This window comes from Pantoea sp. OXWO6B1 (assembly GCF_001641135.1).
Taxonomy (GTDB): domain Bacteria; phylum Pseudomonadota; class Gammaproteobacteria; order Enterobacterales; family Enterobacteriaceae; genus Pantoea; species Pantoea allii.
This window is the reverse complement of record NZ_LWLR01000004.1, coordinates 13,052-33,077: the sequence shown is the minus strand read 5'-3', so window position 1 is coordinate 33,077 and position 20,026 is coordinate 13,052. Positions and strand designations below refer to the sequence as shown.

Genomic DNA, 20,026 nt, shown 5'->3' with positions numbered 1-20,026 from the left:
GTTCTCAGGCGGCGGGAGTCAGAATGCCGGTTAACGCTTCGGCTGTCTGCCACAGGCGCGTCGGGTCGGATTTCATTACGGTTTTGGGTTGTTTTGCGACATGGGGAGCTCCAAAAAGCAGAAAGCGCGGGCCGTAAAATTCTCCCTGCGTCGCCGAAGGGTCAACAGCTGCTCTCAGGAGCGATTCTGTTGCCCACTCTACACGCACTGAAGGCACGAGATAATACATCAGTTTTTTTCGGGTCGATGCCGTTCCCAGATTCGGGCCACTTGTCTGCAGATTAGTGCGCGTATGGCCCGGATGCGCACTCGTACTGAGTAACGGCCAGTGACGTGTTTTTGCGATATGGCCAAGTTGATTCGCAAACAACAAACAGGCCAGTTTGGACTGTGCATACGCCGCAATCGGTTTGTAAGATCGTTCACAATGCAGGTCATCAAACCGAATGTTTCCCATCATTGCAGCGCTGCTGGTCATGGTTGTGACGCGGGGATTTTTTGCTTCCAGTAAAAGCGGTAGCAGAAGATTCGTCAGCGCGAAGTGGCCGAGAAAATTTGTCGCAAACTGCAGTTCAAAGCCGTCTGCGGTGAGCTCACGGCGTGGTGGTGCCATGATCCCCGCATTGTTCACGAGCAGATCCACCGGGCGTCCCTCTCTAAGCAGCTGATGGCTGAACATACGCACGCTTTCAAGGCTGGAGAGATCAACGATACGAACGTCAAGCGAAGCCCCGGAAACGGCCTGACAAATTTCCCGGCACGCCTCTTCCCTTTTCGCCTCATTTCGTACGGCCATGATGATATCGGCTCCCGCTGCCGCCAGCCTCTTTGCTGCTTCCTTACCCGTGCCGCTGTTGGCTCCGGTGATAATGACCCTGCGGCCCCGTTGCTGGCTGATTTCATACATCTGAGTTGCTCCTGTAGTGCATTGTGACAGGGCTGGCGCTGCTTTCACGCTATCCTGACCCAGCTTAACCGATAGGGCAGGCCAGTACGCCTGCAATCGGTGCCAGAGTTAATGCAATCAGCGCCATTTCGACGCCCGCCTTCCGTTTTCCATTGCTTACGGGTCAAAGCTTATTTCCGTGGAAGACTCTGATGAGCGCGCCCGACCGTTTGTCCAGTCCAGTCGTGAAATGCGCGGTAAAAAGAACTGGGGTCTGAAAAACCGAGCAGAAATGCGATTTCTCCACCTGACATTGAAGTGGTGTTGAGGTAATGGCGTGCCAGACGCTCGCGCGTGGAGTTAACCAATCCGCGAAAATTGACACCTTCTTCTGCAAGACGGCGCTGGAGCGAGCGCTGACTCAGTCCGAGGCGGGTTGCCGCATTCTTTATCGTGGCCGTATTACTCGGTAGCAGCTCCAGCAGGACGGCCCGGACCCGTTCTGCCGATGCGGCGGTTGCTTCAAGTTCACTCAGTCTCTGACGGAGATCAGGCTCAAATACGCGCCACATACCTTCACTGGCGGTAAGAAATAGCCTTAATGCATCCCCGGCGGTAAACGTAATGGAAGGCACGCTTCCTTTCATGATGCTGGTACCGAAGAATTTCTCATAGCGTCGGGCATGGGGTTCGGGAAGACTGTCTGGCAGTACCACACGACAAGCGCGGACAGGCTCGCGGGTTGCGAGACGGGCAAACCACAAAAAAGACGATTTCCGCGATTTGTAGCGACAGCGGAGCCTCGGCCTGAAGCGTCAGCCAGCGTGGAGATACTGTCAGTTCACCCTCTGGTCCCACATCCAGCATCAGCTCCATAGGGCAGACAAGCTTTTTGTACGTGGCGAGGCGCTTTGCAGCCTGAATAAGGTTTGGACTGCAAAGGGCGGCAAAAAGTGGTGGGCTGAAAGATTCGGTCGTCAGGGTTTCCATGACTCGCAGGGGAAACATCGCGTCACCAGACTCAGTTTCCAGCGCGTGTCATAAGCGGAAATAGTCCTGTGTTGAAAGGGGCTGTTTTCCTCCCGAGAGTAAGTCTTCCGGGAGCGCGGCGCGGCGTAAAACCTGCGCAGGTGTCAGGCCCAGGTCTTTCAGTAAAGCCTGCCAGCCCACATCCACCGGAAAGGTTGCGCTCTGAACCATCTAGTCTCCCTCGTCACGTTCTGGGGCGAGTGACCAGGCTCTTCAATAAGGTGGCTGCAAAGACTGACAGACACCTGACGACCTAATCGCACACCAAGTTTTTTAATTTCATTAAGGCACGTCTCCGGAACGTATACTCCAGTAATAACTTTTGCGACTACTTTTTCACTTTCTCAGGTTTGATGCATTGTACGACAAGCCCCCGTTTTATCCCGAGGCGCCCGATCCCGGCCATGTCTGAAAGTGTCAATGTCCGCTTCTGGCACAAAGCTGAAATGCTGACTGAGCTGGAGGTCCGCTATGAGCGAAAAGCGGACCATGCAGCTTTTGCTTATGAGTCGAATAATGACTTGAGAGAAATGAGAAGTCTTCACTTCATATAAAAGCCTTTAATTCCTCAGCGTTTATGTTCGCCAGCATGGATACTTTTAAATGTGGGTATGCTACGAGATATCTGGATATAAGGTTGAATCCTGCCGTATATCCAAGCCACCTTGGCAAATCTCCTGTTCCGAAAAACCAGGTGTTATGATCGTAATCTGTGCGATGCCAGTTTTCGAGAATTAGTGGACAGTATGGCTTAACAGTATCGGGCTTGAGGCTTTCCCAAAGCTCAGGTTCACCACCAAAAAGCTCAAGAGAAAAATGCCCGGCAAGTCCTTCAGAGACTAGTGCTTCTCCCAATGTTGAGCCGTATCCTGGCCCTGCCCACCTTGCAGCATGGTGCAGTTCATGGGCTAACATACGTTCAATAGAGTGCGCATCATTTTTGCAGAATGCAGAGTTTTCAGGATCTACTGTTATATAGATAACACCATCTTCAGAACAAAAACCGCTATGCCCTTTTTCAGGGATAATAAACTTCCCGGCTTTAACTACGACATCCACTGAAGGGGTCGGCATCAACCTTGTAACGTGCAGGTAGGTATCGGTCAGACTAGTCTGCAGCCATTCACAGTGAGCATTGAGTTTTTCCTGAGCATTCAGAATATGGATGGTTATTTGAGGCATATCAGTATTCCCCAGAAGCGATAGTAATGCGCGCATGTTAGCAGACATATACTGAATGCCATGGTGCAGCTCAGCGGTGGCAGACCAATGATCGGAAATGTCCGCTTGAGGTACGGAACGGACGTTCGTAATTATCTACAACACTAGAAAATGACTAATGAATCAATGGTGACTCATGATTAGGTTACTCAAAAAAATTAATCGGGTTATAGAGCCAGGTGTTGTTTAAATCATCGTCCGTATTCGTTGGCGGCGGTTTGTGCCGCCGGTGAATAGAGAGGCAGCAGGGCGCACGGCAGGAGTCCAGAAACATCGCTGAGCGGCCCTTAACTGCATATTTAATTTCATCTCATTGATCTTTTAGGTTTTTTTCTCGGCTGTGGATCGGGTTCGGGTGCTGAATCTGGCGCTGGGTTAGGTTTCGGAAGATTTGTATCAATTTCAAATACTCTAACGTAGTCGCTCCAGCCGCTATGGGTCGATGAGATCATATAACCCATGACTATTGTATCTTTTTCACCATGTGAACAAGGCAATACATATTCTAATAAATATTTATCAAACCTTATTCCTTCTACTTCATAAGATTTATTTTTTTGATCGCCTAGGTAAACAAGGGGGATACTTTCATCTGATGCAGGGCGAAATGTTACTATATAATTACTCGTAACTTCTGACATTGCTTCGCATTGTCGACCCAGCCTTTTCTTCTCGCCTTTATCACCTTCGACATCTCTTCTGGGCTTGTTTTTTGCCTGCCCAATGATAGCTTTAGAAAATGGATTCACTGACTGAGCATTGAAATTCACACGTAGCCCAAAATCGCAGCCATATTTTTTCTCAGGGGCATTTTTACCATTTTGATTTGTCTTAGAACTTTTGAATTCCAAATAATATTGTTCACCAAAGGTAATTAATGTAAAACTCAAGGCAGCCATGAAAGAAATGAAAAAACTGTCTTCAGATGCATGAGTATCTCTGGAGAAAGTTTGGGTAATTCGTGTCATGGTTTGTTCAAGTTTAAAGCTAAGCTCATCGTAATCTGTTTTGCTAATGCCCATCTGCTCCCAGCATTTGCTCATCTATGATTTTCCTCGTTTTTAGTTCGTTAATTGCTGTATGCAACACAACTTAGGTAAAGATCGTCTAGATTACATGAATGGGGTTTCGCTATGCTACTACTAAAGCAGATAGCTATGTCTTTTCTTCTCATCCAAGTGATTCAGATGATGGCAAATAAACCCAAGAAATTTAATTTGCCCCGACATGAGTAAAATATTTGGACTGGCTTAAAACCGAACGCGCCCTATGTGTCTTAATCAATCAATAAGTATTCATGTTGATTCGTCATATCTGCTGACTGGCAGTACTTTCCGTTTACGTTAGCGCACTTGCTCTCGCCGTCGTTTATACCGGCATAGCACACCCCGATCGTAACAGCGACCAAGATGCCCCGTTCTTGACCTTAATGCTCCAGAACGTATGCAGGCTCAGCCCTTTTACTCTCTTTCGCCCAGTACTGACAATAGTGAACGCGGTGCACGTGCTGTAATGATATAAACCCGTTTTATACAAACCGAAAGTCTGTTAGCTGATGCTTACTGCGGGATTGCACTAACAGTTTAGGCTCAAGCTGGGGCCGGGAAAATCTATGTCGGTGGTGCCTTAATGGTCAATTTTCGTTTATGGCACAACGAATGTCTTACGCAAAGAGCCAGTGTCTGGCGGAAGGGACAACGGTTTACCGCCTGGCTTTCGCTACGTTGCTTATCTATTTTGATTGAAGCGTTAGTTAATGCCTTTTGAGTAACTCTCATTCTAATCTTGATGAGCTGGCCTGGCGCCAACTACCTATCTCTAAGGTCAATTTATCAAAATGACTTTTAGCGACAATGTCCGCTTTTGGCACAAAGCGGACATTACTCACTGCAGAGCTCTTTCTGCCGTCAGTTAACCCAGTCTTCCAGCACCAGATCCGGCACTCTATCAAACTCCCGTGTATTATTCGTCACCAGCACGGCGCCGGCCGCGATGGCGTGCCCGGCAATCGCCGTATCGTTCGGGCCGATCGGTGTCCCGGCCTGGCGCAGCGCCACTTTAATCTCCGTGGTGGCATCCACCGCGGCGCGATCCCAGGGCAGGACGGCATCGAGCCGGGCGCAGAACGCGTCAACCAGCAGTGCGTGTCGCGGCAAGGCCTTCGGGCCGGTGGCGCCGAAGCGCATCTCTGAGTAGGTGATGGCCGACACCACGATGCGGTGGCCGCGCAGCACTGCCTGCTCCAGGCGCTTCAGTACGGCTTCCGGCTGCTCGCGCATGATGAACGAGCAGATACAGGTATCCAGCATATAGGTTGTGTTCACAGGTTAAATCGTCCTTCGTCGCTGACAACGTCTTCGCGCTCTGCCATAAAGTCTGGATCGGCCTTTTCGAGTTCCAGGTATGAGCTCCAGGTCGGCCGGGCGGGACGCAGGATGATGTTGTCCCCTTCCCGGATGATTTCGAGTTCGCTCACTCCTTCAAAATCCATGTCACGAGGAAGACGAATGGCGCGATTGTTGCCGTTTTTAAAAATGGATACGGTTCTCATGGTTACTCCTTCCGGTCGGATGTCCGACACTGTGCCGATACCGGCTATTTTTTGTGGCAGTACAACGCTGCATAGATAAAGCATATCCACTGTCTATGCAGATGTAAAGCATATGCATCTGTTAAGTATATGCAGATGTAGGACATATGTATATGCATCACATATTCTTATTTGTCTCTTTTTATCGAAGATCCGAAAAAAGACAGAACCGGATCTTTCCTCCTCCGGTGGCGGTTTTCTGCGCAGTACACCACATGTTGTGGCTCACTCAGCTGCACATGACACAACATAGGGGATGCGTCAGCATAAATCCGCCCGGTAAACCCCGCTTCTGCCCGCCCCGCCGCCGTGCTACCCTTCCGGTTACTGCCATAATCGGAAAAAGTCGGATCCGGTGAATGCTGGCTTCCGGCAATTGCGTTGCGGGAATAAAAGCAGGCTTACTGATGAATCAGTAACTGTAAGTATAGTTATAGTCATCTGAGTGACTGTTAGAATAGTTATTCTGACTGTTGTTAATGTCAGAATTCTGACAGTTAACTAAGGTAATCATGAGTGAAGTAACTGTCAGCTGCACTACTGGGTGAAAGGTGACTGTTTTCCTTCCTCATTACTGCAAGGCTTTTTATTACGGGGGGTAACGTTCATGTCCGTGCTGATCACGCACAGCAACGATTTTGTCTACGCGTTTGAACTCATCCGGAACGCCGCGGAGTGTCCGCTGCCGGAAAACTGCCGGATGGCCTCCGCAGGCGGACTCGGCCTGATACGCCGCCACTATGACACCTTCCGGGCGGAGCTGATCCATGAGGACGCGCTGCCCGTCCTCGCTTCCGGGCTGGACACCTACTCCCACTGCATCCGGGTGCTGCAGGACTACTTCACGGGCAACCCGTCCGGCCTGTCCGGACACGACGCGCGTATCTACGGGCGCTATCTGGAGACCGGACATGAAGAATTTGTGGAACTGGCCCGTGAGCTGGACACCGGTCGCGTTAAAGAGTGAGGGTGTTATTCGATAATACAGCGAAACCAATTTAACTCCGGAGGATTGCTCGGATGGGAAGTGCCAAAGAACTTATGTTGGAGCTGCAGCAGGAACGGTTTGAGGCGTGGGCCGCCGAGAAATATCCTGAGGTACAGCCCGATACGCCAGAGTGGGAAACCATCGGCCAGATTTATTCTGACTGGCAGGACTTTCTGTCAGACCAGGCGTATGAAGACTATCTGCGGGACGAGTTTACCGCCTCACTCAACTCTGTTGATGCCCGCTGTGAGCATGCCTTCACAGAACTGAGAACGCTGCAGGGGCTTAACCAATCCTTCCAGCCGGACATCGTGTTACGCATGTCGTGGGTTCACGCGGTAAGCATTATGGAAGCCTGCCTGATGTACTGCGCCCGGGCGCTGCTCAATCATGAGCCACACCTCCGGCTGTTCCAATCAAACCAGCATAAGATCGGACTGAGAGATAACCAGACAAAGTTTCTAAAAGTGTGCTGCCAGCCGGTGGCTCCCGCTGACGCTTATCGTGAAGCCGTGCAGGCCATTGTCAGGGGAATGACGTTTCATAATGTGAAGCATATTGAAAGGTATTTTGGCGCCGTTCTGCGTCAGGAGCCCGAGTGGCCTGTAAGCCGACTCAAAGACATTGTTAATACCAGGCACGACCTGGTTCACCGGAACGGCATATCAGAGTATGACACTGAAACCGTCGTAGGCCGCTACCAGTTGGAGCGTGCTCTCAGTGACATCACCCTGTTTCTTGAGGCCTTCCACGCTACCATGCAGGCTGAAACTGCCGCTTACAGGAAAGAGAAAAATGCGTGCTGACATGAATTCCTGCTGCCTCATCCGGAGAAAGACATGACGGGTATGCTTCCCTATGGCCAGCCGTTACAGGCTGCCTCACTTCCGGTAGCTATAGACTATCCGGCTGCGCTGGCGTTACGTCACATGGCTGCGCTGATCGACGATTTGCCAAAATACCTGCTGGCGCCGGAAGTCAGCGCACTTTTACATTACGTGCCGGACCTGCACCGCAAGATGCTGCTGACCACGATGTGGAACACCGGGGCGCGCATCAACGAGGCGCTGGCCCTGACCCGCGCCGACTTCACCCTGACGCCGCCCCATCCCTTCGTGCAGCTGGCCACGCTGAAGCAGCGCGGTGAAAAGGCCGTACGCGGGCCGGGACGTACCCCGTCGGGCGTGGTGCCGCACCGGCTGGTTCCGCTGTCGGATCCGCAGTACATCGCCCAGCTGGAGATGATGGTGGCCACGCTGCGGATCCCGGTGGAGCGGCGCAATCCTGACTCCGGCCGGACGGAAAAGGTGCGCCTCTGGACCGTGACCGACCGCACCGTGCGGACCTGGATCAACGAAGCCGTGGCGGCCGCTGCGGCCGACGGCGTGACCTTCTCGGTGCCGGTAACGCCCCACACCTTCCGGCACAGTTACGCCATGCACATGCTTTACGCGGGGATCCCGCTGAAGGCGCTGCAGAGCCTCATGGGCCACAAGAGCCTGAAGTCGACGGAGATCTATACGAAGGTGTTTGCGCTGGACGTGGCGGCGCGTCACCGGGTGCAGTTTTCTATGCCGGGCAATGAGGCGGTGGCAATGCTCAGGAAGGAATGACGGCAGGTATACCTTAATTGGCCTGTTGCTTTTGACAGGTCAATAATAACATTTAGCAGCTTAAATTGGCTATCTATTTATTGGCCACTTAAAATGCCCTTTTTTGATGAATCTAGTGACAATTTGCTAATCAATTAATTTTTATTGGATTAGTTTAGTGGTTGATAATTATATCGATAACCATGTTATCAATTATCATAACTAACGTTACTACTGCGTTGATGAGTTTAACTTCTAACTTTATTTATTTTTCGCAAAATAATTGCGTGCAATTTAATTGCTAGCTATTTTAATGTGAACAATTCACCTCAGCTTTCTAAAGCCATCTATTATGAGTGCAATCTTGAACTATCTACGTGACCAACTTTCCGTTGATTGCTTGAATAGCTTAGAGTGATGATAATTGTGGTCATATAAGGCAAGTTATAAGTGATAATAGTGCGGGCTGGCTTGAAATATTAAGACTATCCATGTCTATGGGATGCAGAAGCCCGCAGCGCATGGACTTTTCATCGTTAGCAAGAACATAGGATGTTGATTAGTGAAAAAACATATAAAAGTACCCGACAACATTTTTCATTTGAACGATCCTTTTTTTAAAGAAAAAAAAATTGTTCACCTAAAGACAACGCCGGTAAAAAATGGGGAAATCCATATTTACTCCAACAAAAATAAGGAGGAACACATAGTTGGTTCAAAAGTGCATTTTCCGGTACCTTCCCTTGCACACCTTGAACGCTATAGTCAGTCACACTTTGACCTCACTAGGGATGAGATCCAAATGGGGGACTCAGTAGTTTACTTTTTTGGTAAGGTTATACAACCGCTGGTTTGCGCCACCGTGGTAGGCATAAAAAAGGATTTCGGAAAGACATGGCTTAGGCTTCAACCTAATCACCTTCAGTCAAAGTTTTTTGAAACGTGGGTAGAATATTTACCTCACAATTTTTTTCTTGTATCAAACAATCTAAAGGGCCGAGTAAATGCAATTCCGAATCAAGTTTATGCAGTTTATCAGGATGAACTGGATAAGATTGAAGATATTTATGCGCCTATAAGAAGCTTTAGGCTGGTTGAGAAATATCTAAAAAATCAATCACTTCATATGGGTGAGAAAACATTTCGAGAATGTCATTTCGCACTTTTCAGCGGTATATATTCATGGGCAGGTGACTACCGGACACATGAGTTGGTTATAGGTCCGCGTGAACATCCCACTATGCACCCCTCTAAAGTTGCTGCTTCAATGAAGGTTTTTTGCAATGCTTTTAGCACCAGATATTTACCTAAAGTGGGAAATGACAGAGTGCTCATGCTTAATGCGCTTGTCTATGCGCACAAAGAGCTTGCGTGGATACATCCGTTTGAGGACGGAAATGGTCGCACGATGAGGCTCTATCTGGAAATAGTTGCTAAAACAAGGGGATATGACTTCGATTTATCAGCATCTATGAATAGTAAAAGAAAGAAAAGATACTATCACTTTGCAGTATGGAAGGCTGTGCAAGGATACCCCAAAAGACTAACAGCATTACTCGATAGGGCATTAATTAATTCAAAAATTGATTAAATTACGTCTTCCAGCTGATCGGCAATTCGCATGATCTTAGACCAATCAGAGTTGCTGTAGTGGTGACCTTCAATTTCGAACGATGTTTTAGCGTTATCCATCGCGGATTTAGCGATAGAACGGCGACTTACGTTACGAGAACCAGACTTTCCGCCGCGAATCTTTACGGTAACAATGCCAGTAACTTCACATCGAGTGGGTTTGTTAGCCATTTTGAATTCCCCTGATAACATCGGTTAGTAGGCGATTATAGCGCTCGTACAGTAAATAGTCTATGAGTTGCCTGTTTGCTTATACAACCCTGTAAGCCTCTTTGACCTGCACTTCGGCAAATCGTGATGATTCATTAACATTACCTCAGTTCAGATTTTCGTGTCGGGGTCACTGATTTTGTGAGCCTATTAGTATGGTCTAACTAAAAACTCAGGGACTATCAGTCCCCTGCCCTCCCCTAACAATGCGATTAAATCAGTCTCTTACTTTTTTCCTATATATAACTTACTGTTATTATTGGTGTATGTATCTCTATGGATACCTTATAAGTATATGCTTTTGTATATACATAAGATATATTTGTATATACATCTGTATATACTTCAAGCAAAATGTGCATATACTTTTGTATATACATTGACAAGCGTATTGGTTCAGATAATATGCATATACTTTTGTATATACATAGGGTGCTCAATGAAAAAGCCATACATAATTTCCTTTGCTAACAGCAAAGGGGGAGTTGCTAAAACGACAGGATGTATTGCTGTCGGTTGTGCATTTGCAGCAATGGGTTTTAAAACCTTACTTGTAGACCTGGACCATCAAGGTAATCTTAGTGATGATGTTGGGAGGGGTGAAGAAGACTACACCGTAACTGACCTGTTTGAAGATCCTAAATTCGATATCAACAAAATAGTTTATACAGCTCGTGACATAGACACCGAAATACCAAACCTTTATGTAATCCCTGCAGATATAACACTTGCTGTAGAAGCTAGAAGCGCAGAACGTTTTCGTCACAGGCTGAATATTCTGGAAGAAGGCCTCAAACGACTTAACACTGATTTCGACTTCATTCTTATTGATTTAAGGCCAGCAATAGACCTGAGCATAGAGAATGCATTGCTTATTACTGACTTTATCGTCGTGCCGGTAGATATGGACAGAAGGGCAGTGAAAGGCATTGACGACCTTTTCCAGGTTGTCCGGGAAATCAAAAGAAATGAGAATTTTGTATATACACTTGTAAAGACAAAAGTGAATGTCTCGCACTCAAAAATGCTCAGAGCCATAGACGGCTATATAGCTGAAGGCAAATATAATCTCGCTAAAACTGAGATTCGTTACAGTGAATTGTATAAGCAAGCTACTGAACAACACAGACCGGTTATGACTTTCGCAAAAAACGAAAGGCCTTACCGCGACTACAAAGCATTCGCTCAGGAGCTGCTAAGCATCATCAAAGGGGATGAAGATGGCAAGAAGTGACAGGGTAGCAAAAGGGGTTACCCGAGTTGTTGAAAAAAGAAATATAACTACTGGCCGCCAAATGAACCTTCGGTTAACTGGTTTAGATGATGACGCACTGTCCTTACTGGTGGAAAGAGTACAGGAGCACCTTCCTCTTAAAAACATTTCAAGATCCCGTGTTCTAAGGGCTGCTTGTCACATGGATGATGACAAATGGATTGAAAAATTAGCAAAGTTGGTTATTGAAAACACCTAAATGTATATATAAATGTATATACAGATTGAGTGTATACACAGATTAAATGTGTATACAAAGGTATATACATATGACGTTCAATTGTTACCCAGTTTTGTTAATGATTTATGTATATGTTTATGTATATACATAAATAAAAATGATTTTATTTCAGATGCTTAACTTTGATGAGGTGGGTTTTCATCAAAATAAAGAGGTGACCATGAAAAGGTTTTTATATCTTGTCTCAGGGTATATAGGAATTACAAAGCTCACCGGTAAAGACAGAAAAAGTGCGGCTGAATGGGGCTTTTTACTCGGAATGGCGTGTATAGCTCCACTTCTGTTAGGGGTTATCGAAAGTGTCATAGCCAAAGTGGTTCTCCAGCTGTTTTGGGGAGTTTTTATCACCCGATCAGCTTTTCTGGCCAATGATACCTGGAAAAAGAACAAGCAGCAGCGCTGAAACTTAACCTTGAATTTCCAATGACCCTCAGCGCGCAGCTTAACGACAGTCTGAAAATTAATAATTAAGGCAGGCACCATGAGCAGCTTCAGCGATATCCAGCCGGTTAACATTACCCACGAAGGGTTTGACCGCAGCCACAATGGCCAGTATTTCCAGACCAAAGACCTGGATATGGAATACGGCATGGCCGAATACTGTATCTTCAACGGGCAGCTCTACAGGAACGTCAGTGATGCCGGGGCAGGGGAGGCCGCCGCAGTGCCTGTGCCGCATACGGGCACAGTCGATATCTACACGTCAGTCAGAGAGTGCAATAAAAAGCTGATTTACTGGGTGGAATACCGGCTCGGGTTTGAAGCAGGCAAGCTCATGATTGTTGAGCTTATGGACAAAACGTTGCAGGAAGACCTGCGGGACCTGTCTAAATTGCGCCCGGCCAAACCGGCCAACAGGGTCGAAGTTACGATCAGCGTTAACGGGCTGAGTGTGGAAAGACAACAGGCATTTGCGGCCACGCTGACGGACGATAAACTGTCACGCATCCGCGAAATTCTCGGCGAGCCGACGGCATCCATTTTCTATCCCGCTGTACCCGTAGTGGCAGGGAATAATGACCCGTTCTTACGATTCTCGTCAGTTATGACGGTGGCATCTGTGGTACAGAGCATGGAAGACTTACGCGGCGCAACTGACGAAAATCTACATGTCGTCTCTCCCACAGGCGACAGGATTGTGTTGATTGATGAGTTACATTCAAAATACGAGTCCCACCGGTTCAGTCAGGATGACATGAAGTCTGAATGACGTTTGCACTGTCACCTGCTCAGGGCGCTAATTCAGGTTACCCGGGCAACCGGGATATCGCTCCAGCGCGTGGTCCATGCCGGTGACAGCATGTCCCGTTTCATTTTCCACTCCGTATCAATTCCCTGACCCGCAAACCATACCCGTCCCAGGCCTGACTGATTAATGCCGTCCAGCACCTGCATCAGCTGCGCGCTGTTGGCCCGCGGCCGGTTGTCGTCAAACAGGTTCAGCTGGCTGACGCCGTGAGGGGTGAAGTCATCGAGCATGACGCCGGCCTTCATGTACCGGTGGCCATCAATCCAGATGCGATCCAGCGCGCGCATGGCCACGCCGATGATATCGCGCGTGTCCTGCGTGGGCAGGGTGAGTTTTTCCCCGGCCGTGTTGCCGTAGAATGTCTCGCCGACCGCGTGCGGCGAAGTCCGGACGAACACGCTGATGTGCCTGCAGTACTGGCGTTCGCCACGGAGCTTCTCCGCTGCGCGCGTGGCGTACTGGCAGAGCGCCTGCTGCATGGCCACTTTCGCGGTAATACGTGAACCGAAACTGCGGCTGCAGACAATCTGCTGCTTTGCCGGCGGCATTTCCTCCAGGGGGATGCACGCCTCGCCGTTCAGCTCCCGCACCGTCCTTTCCAGCACCACTGAAAAGTTTTTCCGGATGAAGGCGGGATGCGTTCGCGCCAGCTCGAGCGCGTTCGTGATGCCGAGCAGGTTCAGTTTTTTACCGATGCGCCGACCGACACCCCATATTTCTTCAACCGGCTGGCGCATCAGAAGCGCCTCGGTCCGCTTCGGGTTTCCGGGTGTCAGCGCCAGTACGCCCTTAAACTGGGGCCACTCTTTCGAGGCCCACTGAGCTGATTTTGCTAAAGTTTTACTGGGGCCACTGCCGATCCCGATAGTCAGTCCGGTTCTGGCCAGAACGTGGGCACGCAGCCGGTGGCCAAAGTGCTCAAAGTCCTCACAGCCATCGATGCCGGTCAGATCGAGAAACATTTCATCGATGGAATACTGCTCGACTCTGGGCGTCATTTCCTCCAGAGCTGACATGGTTCTCTGCGACAGCGAATGATATAAGGCATAGTTAGAACTGAAAATATGAATCTTTTCAGTGAATTGCTGCGACTTTAACTGAAACCACGGCACCCCCATTTTGATGCCCAGGGCTTTGGCTGCTTTACTTCTTGCGATCACACAACCATCGTTGTTCGAAAGGACCACGACGGGTTTGCCCCGCAAATCAGGCCGGAAAAGGGCCTCACAGGACGCATAGAAGCTGTTGACGTCAGCCAGACCAAACATTGGCATGGTTACCTCCGGCGCGCCTCGGTATTGTGGAAAAACCAGGTGACCACGCCCAGCAGTTGCAGCTCCTCGGGGTATATCACCGGATAGGCCGGGTTCATCGGGCGCAGCGCAATCTGTGGCTGCAGCTGCAGGCGCTTGACGGTGAATTCCCCGCCAACCTCTGCGATGACGATGTCACCGTGCGTGGCTTCCTTCGCGCGATCGACGACCATCACGTCCCCGTCATACAGACCCAGGTCTTCCATGCTGCTGCCGCTGGCGCGCACGAAAAACGTGGCTGCCCGGTGGGTGATGCAGAGCTCGTTCAGGTCCAGCTCTGCCTCGACATAATCGGCGGCAGGGGAGGGAAATCCGGCGGCGCAGCGCTCAACAAACAGCGGGATGCGCATCACGGGACGGATGTCGGCAGGCCTGAATACCGTCAGTCCGCCCCGGGAGGATGTTGCTTTCATGGTGCCGTTCTCCGGACTGAATGGCCTGAAGCCGGTGCGGCAGTGAATGATTCTGACATGATAAATTCCCCCTTAAATAACACTGTATATAAAAACAGTATTATTGAGCCGGAGTCGCATGGCAAGGGGAACCGGACACCTGGCAATTCAGGGGACGCTTATCTTACTGAGCAGGCTAATAATTTTCTTGTCAGGCAGTTTCAGTCAGGGGAGCGCGTAAGCAGTCGTTGCGGGCATCAGTGAAATGACGCTTCCCCGACACGGCTGTTCGTTCCTCGCTCCGCTACGGTACGCCTCAGCCATGTTCTGCGTCGAGCGTTTCCTCCTTGCGATTAAAAGGCGTAATTTTCAATCTATGCCAAAAGTTGAATTAATCCTTCCTATAAAACACTTCAGTAACACAGCCGCTGATAAAGCCTTTTTTTTGATGACCTACAGTCATATGAGTTGACTCACCTTCAGTCCAGAAGGGTATTACAGTGCCATCGATGGTTGTGAACCCCTTTTTTCCTTCAGGAAAAAACATTGCTAAACGGTACTCTGCTTCATGACTGAAGGTCGCTGGCTTATAGAACACCAGTTCTTTTGGTGTGAAAGCATCAGGTGGGGTTCCAGGATGATAATAGGTAACTTCTTTTCCGATAAGCTCAACTCCGGGAAATTTTTCTTTACTAATTTCAAGTCTTTCCTTGAGCATATCGACATCAAATCCGATGCATATATCGGATTTAAATGTATCGAACAAAATTTCGTCGTTTTTTCTGCTGGTAAAGCAAATACAGTAACAGTGCTTTGGAGAAAGATTGAAAACTGGATCGGCCGTCATTTCATTGGGGTTTATAACGATATTGTTTACGGTCAGGCTAAAATGGTTTCTGTCGACTACGAAAATTTTTTCCATTTCGTTATCGCGCATTTTCTCATTTTCCATTCGAGAATAGTGGGTTATGTCACTCAGACGGAGTCCGGCTTTATCTTCAATCACAGGTAACAGGAACTCTTTCTTCCCATACAGGTATCTGACATTCATTTAAAAAGGTCCTTTTTATCAATCTAAAAGTTCAGGCAACAATAGCAAGCGTTAAGGTCATCGTCAGCTCAATTGCTCCCAATAAAGGGTACTCACTTAAGAGCCTGCCCCCTATCGGCCCATAAATAATTAGTTAGATTCTTTCTCCTCTAAGAGAGGAACATTAAGCACTTCTGAGGTTGATAAAGTTACGTATACGTTTATAAGGTGAGCTGTTACCCAGATCCGGATTTGTATCTTCAATCTCAGTGAGGATTTCATTCAATCCATATGGAACATGACTCTGGCAATCAATTATTTTATCCAGTAGAAATAACGACTCTAATGGGTACATCCTGTATATTTCATTTTTTTTAAGTAAATCAATTGAGTACTGAAGGTATTCTAAGGGAAGAAACCAGTCCATGAGCAGTGTATATGCTGACTGAAACTCGTATCCTGACATAATAACCAGTCTGACCAGTTTCTCTGAAACTGAAGGCGTTTTTCTGTCCTCAAATTTTGGCCAGAACTTTTTCCAAAAAGGCCTGATACGGTTTCTCCAGTATGATGTCCCTTGTTCACCGGCACCTTCTAACGCGTTAATCAACGTCATACAAACATCTTCCAGACCTTCCGTAGGAAGATTTCTGAAAGCGTCCCTTAGGTCGGTTTCAGTGAATTCTTCCCCCATTTCTAGCGCAGCGTAAGTGAGTAAACTCACATAGTGTTTTTTTTGTTCTCCAAGACTACTGTAGAAGCCAGCTGTTGAGAGGAAATCATGCTTAATTTTTATAAATAAGGGTTTGTGCAGACGGGCCGTCCACAGAAAACCTGACCAAAGGGCTCTGGCTTCCGAAGGATTACTCCAGCTAAAACAAGGTAAAAGGTTCTTTTGCGTCCATTCCGGGTCTATTCGGAAAAGGCCATTTAAATTGGTTGCCAATATCACACGTGCATGGCGAAAACGGTCCAATTCTGTGTTAAAGATTTCAGAGAAAACAGGTCTCAGTCTGCGCGGAATTTTATCGTTATCGTCAATTTCATTTCTGAAGATATCCCCAATCAATGCATCAGCAATATGACCGACGGGATGGTTGATGGCTTCGACAAGCGGATCATCAATTGGCTTATCGCCAACCGTTATATCGGAGTCTGCAGGTATAGGCATGGCTAAAATGCGACTGCACAGTGTCGTAAAAATTTTTCTGTGTTTTGACGTTGTATTAGCGCAAACGGCTATCCACCTGCTGACGTGAGGAACCATCTCCTCGATTTTATCATCAGGCAGCCTGTAAACTACCGGGGCCGCATTCTCCCAAGATTGCACTTTGAGTTTATCCGCACTCCATGCCTGAAATGCCTCCACCCAGCGTTCTGTGGGGATGAAACTTTCCTTCGCCAGTTTCTCTAAAGCTCTGAGAGATTGGGAAAAACTATTGGTGCATCTGTCCTTCCATTCATCGTCTGCAAACGGGTGAGTTTTTGTAGGATCTTTCCTTAACCAGGCTACCATACCCTCAAAGGTTTCAGGGGCGACTTCTGTACTGCGATCAGACTTGAAATCTGAACTTAAACCGTCACCCATCCAGATGGCGAACTCATCTCTTTCATCTTCTGCGAGTTTCCAGTGAGGATTTTTTTTACTGAGTTTCTTGAACCGTAGCATTGCTCTGTACCCAAGAGCATGGCCTGAGAGTTCTAGCTTGGCCAGAGCAAGCCAGATTTCCCTGTCATACAATTGCTTCAGTGTTTCGTCAGTTATATCTTCTCTGTACAAGCTTCGGGGCGGGCCATCCAGAATAGCGCTTTCCAGTACAACACTTGCCGAGGGGGATAGGTTTCTCCCCTGCAGGACTAACAGACGGTAGACTTCCCGTGCAGTCTCTGTACTCCACAGCCATTTTGAATTGACACCAGTTAACCACTGTACCCACTGGTCAGATGTTGCAATTCCATCATGTCGTGCTGCAAAAAAAGCCAGCCTTTTAAATACTGGAAAAGACTCCTCAAACCATCGACATCCCAATCGTTTTGCGCGATTAAAGTCTTTTTCAAGGATTTCCAGCCAGGCATCACGTACTAAATCAATGAGTAAAACCCATGCCCTGAAACGACGATTCTGATTGTGTTCTGATATTGAGGGCAGAGAGAGAAAAGAACGATCTGAGTTGTCATCTGCTTCACCAATTGCCTTCAGTAGATTCATTGCATCTCTGAGCAGGTCTTCAAAATCCTCAAACAGCATTGGCAGCGCTGACCTGATCAATATATTATGGCTATAATTTAATACAGTACGAGCATGCTCTGAATTGAGTACCAGTTCGAAATGAACGAGCTCACCAACTTTCGTTGGTTCAGATTTAACGTTGTCATTTGTCAGTGAAGAAATATAAGAGGTTTCTCTTAGAAATAGTTTAGGTGCCAGCAATTCCTTTAATTCTAGCCGCATAGGGAAAGATATGTCACCATGAGTCAATCGAGCCATCCATTGGTATAAATATATATCTACAGCATTCTTAGGCCTGACTCGGCCACAAAGTACTAACTCCCAGAGAGTTTTCATTAAATGCCCAGGAATAGCTTCAGGTGAGTCTTTTTTTATTTTATGTAGTTCCTCGGTATTGCCTAAATTCGTACATTTTGCGTAAGAACTCAATTTTAGCAGGATTCTGTTTTTTAATTGGTTATGTAAACATCCATAACTGTTAGCTACAGCAAGAAGAAGTCTTGTATCATTCAGGTATCGTAACAGCCAGTCAGCAAGATGACACGTTATGTCATCCCAGTCATTTCCCATCGGGCTCTCTGATAGGACTGACATTTTCATGACGTGATAATTTGGTGAAGGCCTCGATATCATGCTGAATTTAAGTTTTTCATGTGGAGAAGGACTGCCTGTCGATGTACCTAGATCTTCGGAAGTGTATCTCTCCTGCATTAAAGCATTAAAAAGCCAATCAAGATCAGGTGCCGGGATGTGATTTGCAAACAGCTTTGCGGGGAGACCGGACTTATCAGATAATGCCCAAAGCATTCTGCCAATAAAATCATCCTGACGCGTGCTGTTGGCTGGATAAGATGTGGCATATTCAGTGATAATTCTTTCTTTACCCGTTATGCCGTCGCGATAAGTGGCGGCCCAATCATTGATGGTCTTGTAGAGCAGAGAATAATCGTATTTATCAATTATCTCGAACATGATGGGAGAAACGCCCTTAGACTGCCAGATCGCCTTCTCCTGTTCCTCTTCTCCCTTAAAAAAACCACCAAATGCCCAGGTTTTTTGAGTGGATTCCCCTGCAAGTTTGTCTGCGGCGAGTGCGTCCATCATGTATCGCATAACAGGATCGTTGATTCCATATCCTATAAAGCAGACCTGATAATTCCGAAATAACTCACTCACGAATCGAGAAGCCCATCTTTCGGTCAGATAAGCCTGTCCAAAATCACCGCTAGTTACTACTAAACGGTTCAGGTCGGCATCAGTCATATCAGGTGTAAGTAAGCCATGAAGGTATACCAGTCCGTTCCAGCGACTTTTCTTCGGTATCGGTAACATTGGCGCTGCAAACGATTCAAAATTTGATTTTAAATATTTTGACGCGGACTCGAAAAGACGATCAAAGTTGGTCGTTACAAGCCGATATTTACCATCGGGATTTTTTGATAACTCTAGTAGGGCACGATGTGTTTCAGTTTCTTTTTTTGACCATGACCTTCTTGAAAGTATCGAAAATATTGCCTGCCTCAATTTGTTGCGCCCGTCAGGTAATCTTTTTTCCAGAAGGTTCAGAGTCGCATCATAGAGTTTATTGTCGTAGGCGGCTTTTTCAGCATCAGAATGGGATGTGTCTGTGTGAGTGTAAACTTCATCAACAAGTTTCTGAAAATTGGGTAACCCCGCAGGTATTGATATTCCTGCTCCGCAAAAAAATATTACTTTTCCATCTTCATGCGCCCTGAGTAATGCATCCGGTATATCCGGGCCATTTGTTATAAATTGCATGATATCTAACTCCTGTTAGTAAATGCAGATGTTTCTGTATCCTTTGTCTGACGATGAGTGCTATAAGCCAGTGGAAAAAGGTGCTTGTACAGACTGTTTCCTGCGCAGTAAAATTTTTCGCCGTATTAATTTTTGAGATTATTGTGTCTGTGCAGGTGCTGTTTATACCAAATAGCCGTGTATTTTTCCTGAAGAATGCAGTGAAGTTTATCGGGGATAGTAAATATATATGCTCCATTAAAAAAAATGACAGTCATGCAGGGCTGACAGGAACTACTTTCTGTAATGTAGTTTCGGGCTGGGGAGGACGTAAGTAGTCCTTACGGGCATCAGTGAAATGACGCTTCCTCGACACGGCTGTTCGTTCCTCG

At 47.4% G+C, this 20,026-nt stretch carries 18 protein-coding genes and 1 pseudogene; 8 read left to right on the top strand and 11 right to left on the bottom strand.

Annotated features, from left to right (window positions below; all coding sequences use genetic code 11):
* Positions 1 to 4: 4 nt before the first annotated feature.
* The 6 genes and pseudogenes from A6A26_RS23995 to vapB form a co-directional block, all read right to left on the bottom strand.
* On the bottom strand, positions 5 to 907 hold the full coding sequence (locus A6A26_RS23995) for an SDR family oxidoreductase (RefSeq protein WP_063881288.1): 903 nt from the start codon (positions 905 to 907) through the stop codon (positions 5 to 7).
* Positions 908 to 1,077: 170 nt separating this feature from the next.
* Positions 1,078 to 2,086, bottom strand: a pseudogene (locus A6A26_RS23990) (AraC family transcriptional regulator ligand-binding domain-containing protein).
* Between the two features lie 375 nt (positions 2,087 to 2,461).
* Positions 2,462 to 3,097 carry a DUF2268 domain-containing putative Zn-dependent protease gene (locus tag A6A26_RS23985; protein WP_063881368.1) on the bottom strand — a complete coding sequence of 212 codons (636 nt, stop codon included), beginning with the start codon at positions 3,095 to 3,097 and terminating at the stop codon, positions 2,462 to 2,464.
* Between the two features lie 344 nt (positions 3,098 to 3,441).
* Positions 3,442 to 4,179: a hypothetical protein gene (locus A6A26_RS23980; protein WP_063881287.1), complete on the bottom strand. Its 738-nt coding sequence runs from the start codon at positions 4,177 to 4,179 to the stop codon at positions 3,442 to 3,444.
* 864 nt (positions 4,180 to 5,043) lie between these two features.
* The gene (locus A6A26_RS23975; RefSeq protein WP_063881286.1) at positions 5,044 to 5,460 is read right to left on the bottom strand and encodes a type II toxin-antitoxin system VapC family toxin; all 417 of its coding nucleotides are present in this window, start codon (positions 5,458 to 5,460) and stop codon (positions 5,044 to 5,046) included.
* Positions 5,457 to 5,687 (bottom strand): type II toxin-antitoxin system VapB family antitoxin, encoded by a 231-nt coding sequence (vapB, locus tag A6A26_RS23970; protein ID WP_063881285.1) that lies wholly within the window; start codon positions 5,685 to 5,687, stop codon positions 5,457 to 5,459. The genes A6A26_RS23975 and vapB overlap by 4 nt, the downstream gene beginning before the upstream one ends.
* Positions 5,688 to 6,333: 646 nt before the next feature.
* Here vapB and A6A26_RS23965 point away from each other — a divergent pair.
* The 4 genes from A6A26_RS23965 to A6A26_RS25280 all read left to right on the top strand — a co-directional run bounded on the left by A6A26_RS23965 (position 6,334) and on the right by A6A26_RS25280 (position 9,897).
* Complete coding sequence (locus A6A26_RS23965; RefSeq protein ID WP_063881284.1) at positions 6,334 to 6,693, top strand: hypothetical protein; 360 nt, start codon at positions 6,334 to 6,336, stop codon at positions 6,691 to 6,693.
* Between the two features lie 53 nt (positions 6,694 to 6,746).
* Positions 6,747 to 7,520, top strand: a complete 774-nt coding sequence (locus tag A6A26_RS23960) for a hypothetical protein (RefSeq protein ID WP_063881283.1) — start codon at positions 6,747 to 6,749, stop codon at positions 7,518 to 7,520.
* 33 nt (positions 7,521 to 7,553) lie between these two features.
* A complete protein-coding gene (locus A6A26_RS23955; RefSeq protein WP_063881282.1) occupies positions 7,554 to 8,327 on the top strand; it encodes a site-specific integrase in 774 nt (257 codons plus the stop codon).
* A gap of 541 nt (positions 8,328 to 8,868) precedes the next feature.
* Complete coding sequence (locus A6A26_RS25280; protein WP_063881281.1) at positions 8,869 to 9,897, top strand: Fic family protein; 1,029 nt, start codon at positions 8,869 to 8,871, stop codon at positions 9,895 to 9,897.
* Here the strand turns inward: A6A26_RS25280 and A6A26_RS23945 are convergent.
* Positions 9,894 to 10,109 (bottom strand): hypothetical protein, encoded by a 216-nt coding sequence (locus A6A26_RS23945; RefSeq protein WP_063881280.1) that lies wholly within the window; start codon positions 10,107 to 10,109, stop codon positions 9,894 to 9,896. The genes A6A26_RS25280 and A6A26_RS23945 overlap by 4 nt on opposite strands.
* Before the next feature lie 478 nt (positions 10,110 to 10,587).
* Here A6A26_RS23945 and A6A26_RS23940 point away from each other — a divergent pair, with 478 nt between their 5' ends.
* From A6A26_RS23940 to A6A26_RS23925, 4 genes are all read left to right on the top strand, one after another.
* Positions 10,588 to 11,382 (top strand): ParA family protein, encoded by a 795-nt coding sequence (locus tag A6A26_RS23940; protein WP_063881367.1) that lies wholly within the window; start codon positions 10,588 to 10,590, stop codon positions 11,380 to 11,382.
* A complete protein-coding gene (locus tag A6A26_RS23935; protein WP_063881279.1) occupies positions 11,369 to 11,620 on the top strand; it encodes a hypothetical protein in 252 nt (83 codons plus the stop codon). The genes A6A26_RS23940 and A6A26_RS23935 overlap by 14 nt, the downstream gene beginning before the upstream one ends.
* 139 nt (positions 11,621 to 11,759) lie before the next feature.
* Positions 11,760 to 12,065, top strand: a complete 306-nt coding sequence (locus A6A26_RS23930; protein WP_253851962.1) for a hypothetical protein — start codon at positions 11,760 to 11,762, stop codon at positions 12,063 to 12,065.
* 78 nt (positions 12,066 to 12,143) lie between these two features.
* Entirely contained in the window at positions 12,144 to 12,872 is a 729-nt protein-coding gene (locus A6A26_RS23925) for a hypothetical protein (protein WP_063881278.1), read from the top strand.
* 32 nt (positions 12,873 to 12,904) lie between these two features.
* On the opposite strand, the gene umuC is transcribed toward A6A26_RS23925, so the two are convergent.
* From umuC to dsr1, 4 genes are all read right to left on the bottom strand, one after another.
* Positions 12,905 to 14,179 (bottom strand): translesion error-prone DNA polymerase V subunit UmuC, encoded by a 1,275-nt coding sequence (gene umuC, locus A6A26_RS23920; RefSeq protein ID WP_063881365.1) that lies wholly within the window; start codon positions 14,177 to 14,179, stop codon positions 12,905 to 12,907.
* 8 nt (positions 14,180 to 14,187) lie between these two features.
* Positions 14,188 to 14,637, bottom strand: a complete 450-nt coding sequence (gene umuD / locus A6A26_RS23915) for a translesion error-prone DNA polymerase V autoproteolytic subunit (protein WP_082875242.1) — start codon at positions 14,635 to 14,637, stop codon at positions 14,188 to 14,190.
* Positions 14,638 to 15,007: 370 nt separating this feature from the next.
* Entirely contained in the window at positions 15,008 to 15,667 is a 660-nt protein-coding gene (locus A6A26_RS23910) for a hypothetical protein (protein ID WP_253851960.1), read from the bottom strand.
* 163 nt (positions 15,668 to 15,830) lie between these two features.
* Positions 15,831 to 19,655: an anti-phage defense-associated sirtuin Dsr1 gene (dsr1, locus tag A6A26_RS23905; RefSeq protein ID WP_063881277.1), complete on the bottom strand. Its 3,825-nt coding sequence runs from the start codon at positions 19,653 to 19,655 to the stop codon at positions 15,831 to 15,833.
* Between the last annotated feature and the right edge of the window lie 371 nt (positions 19,656 to 20,026).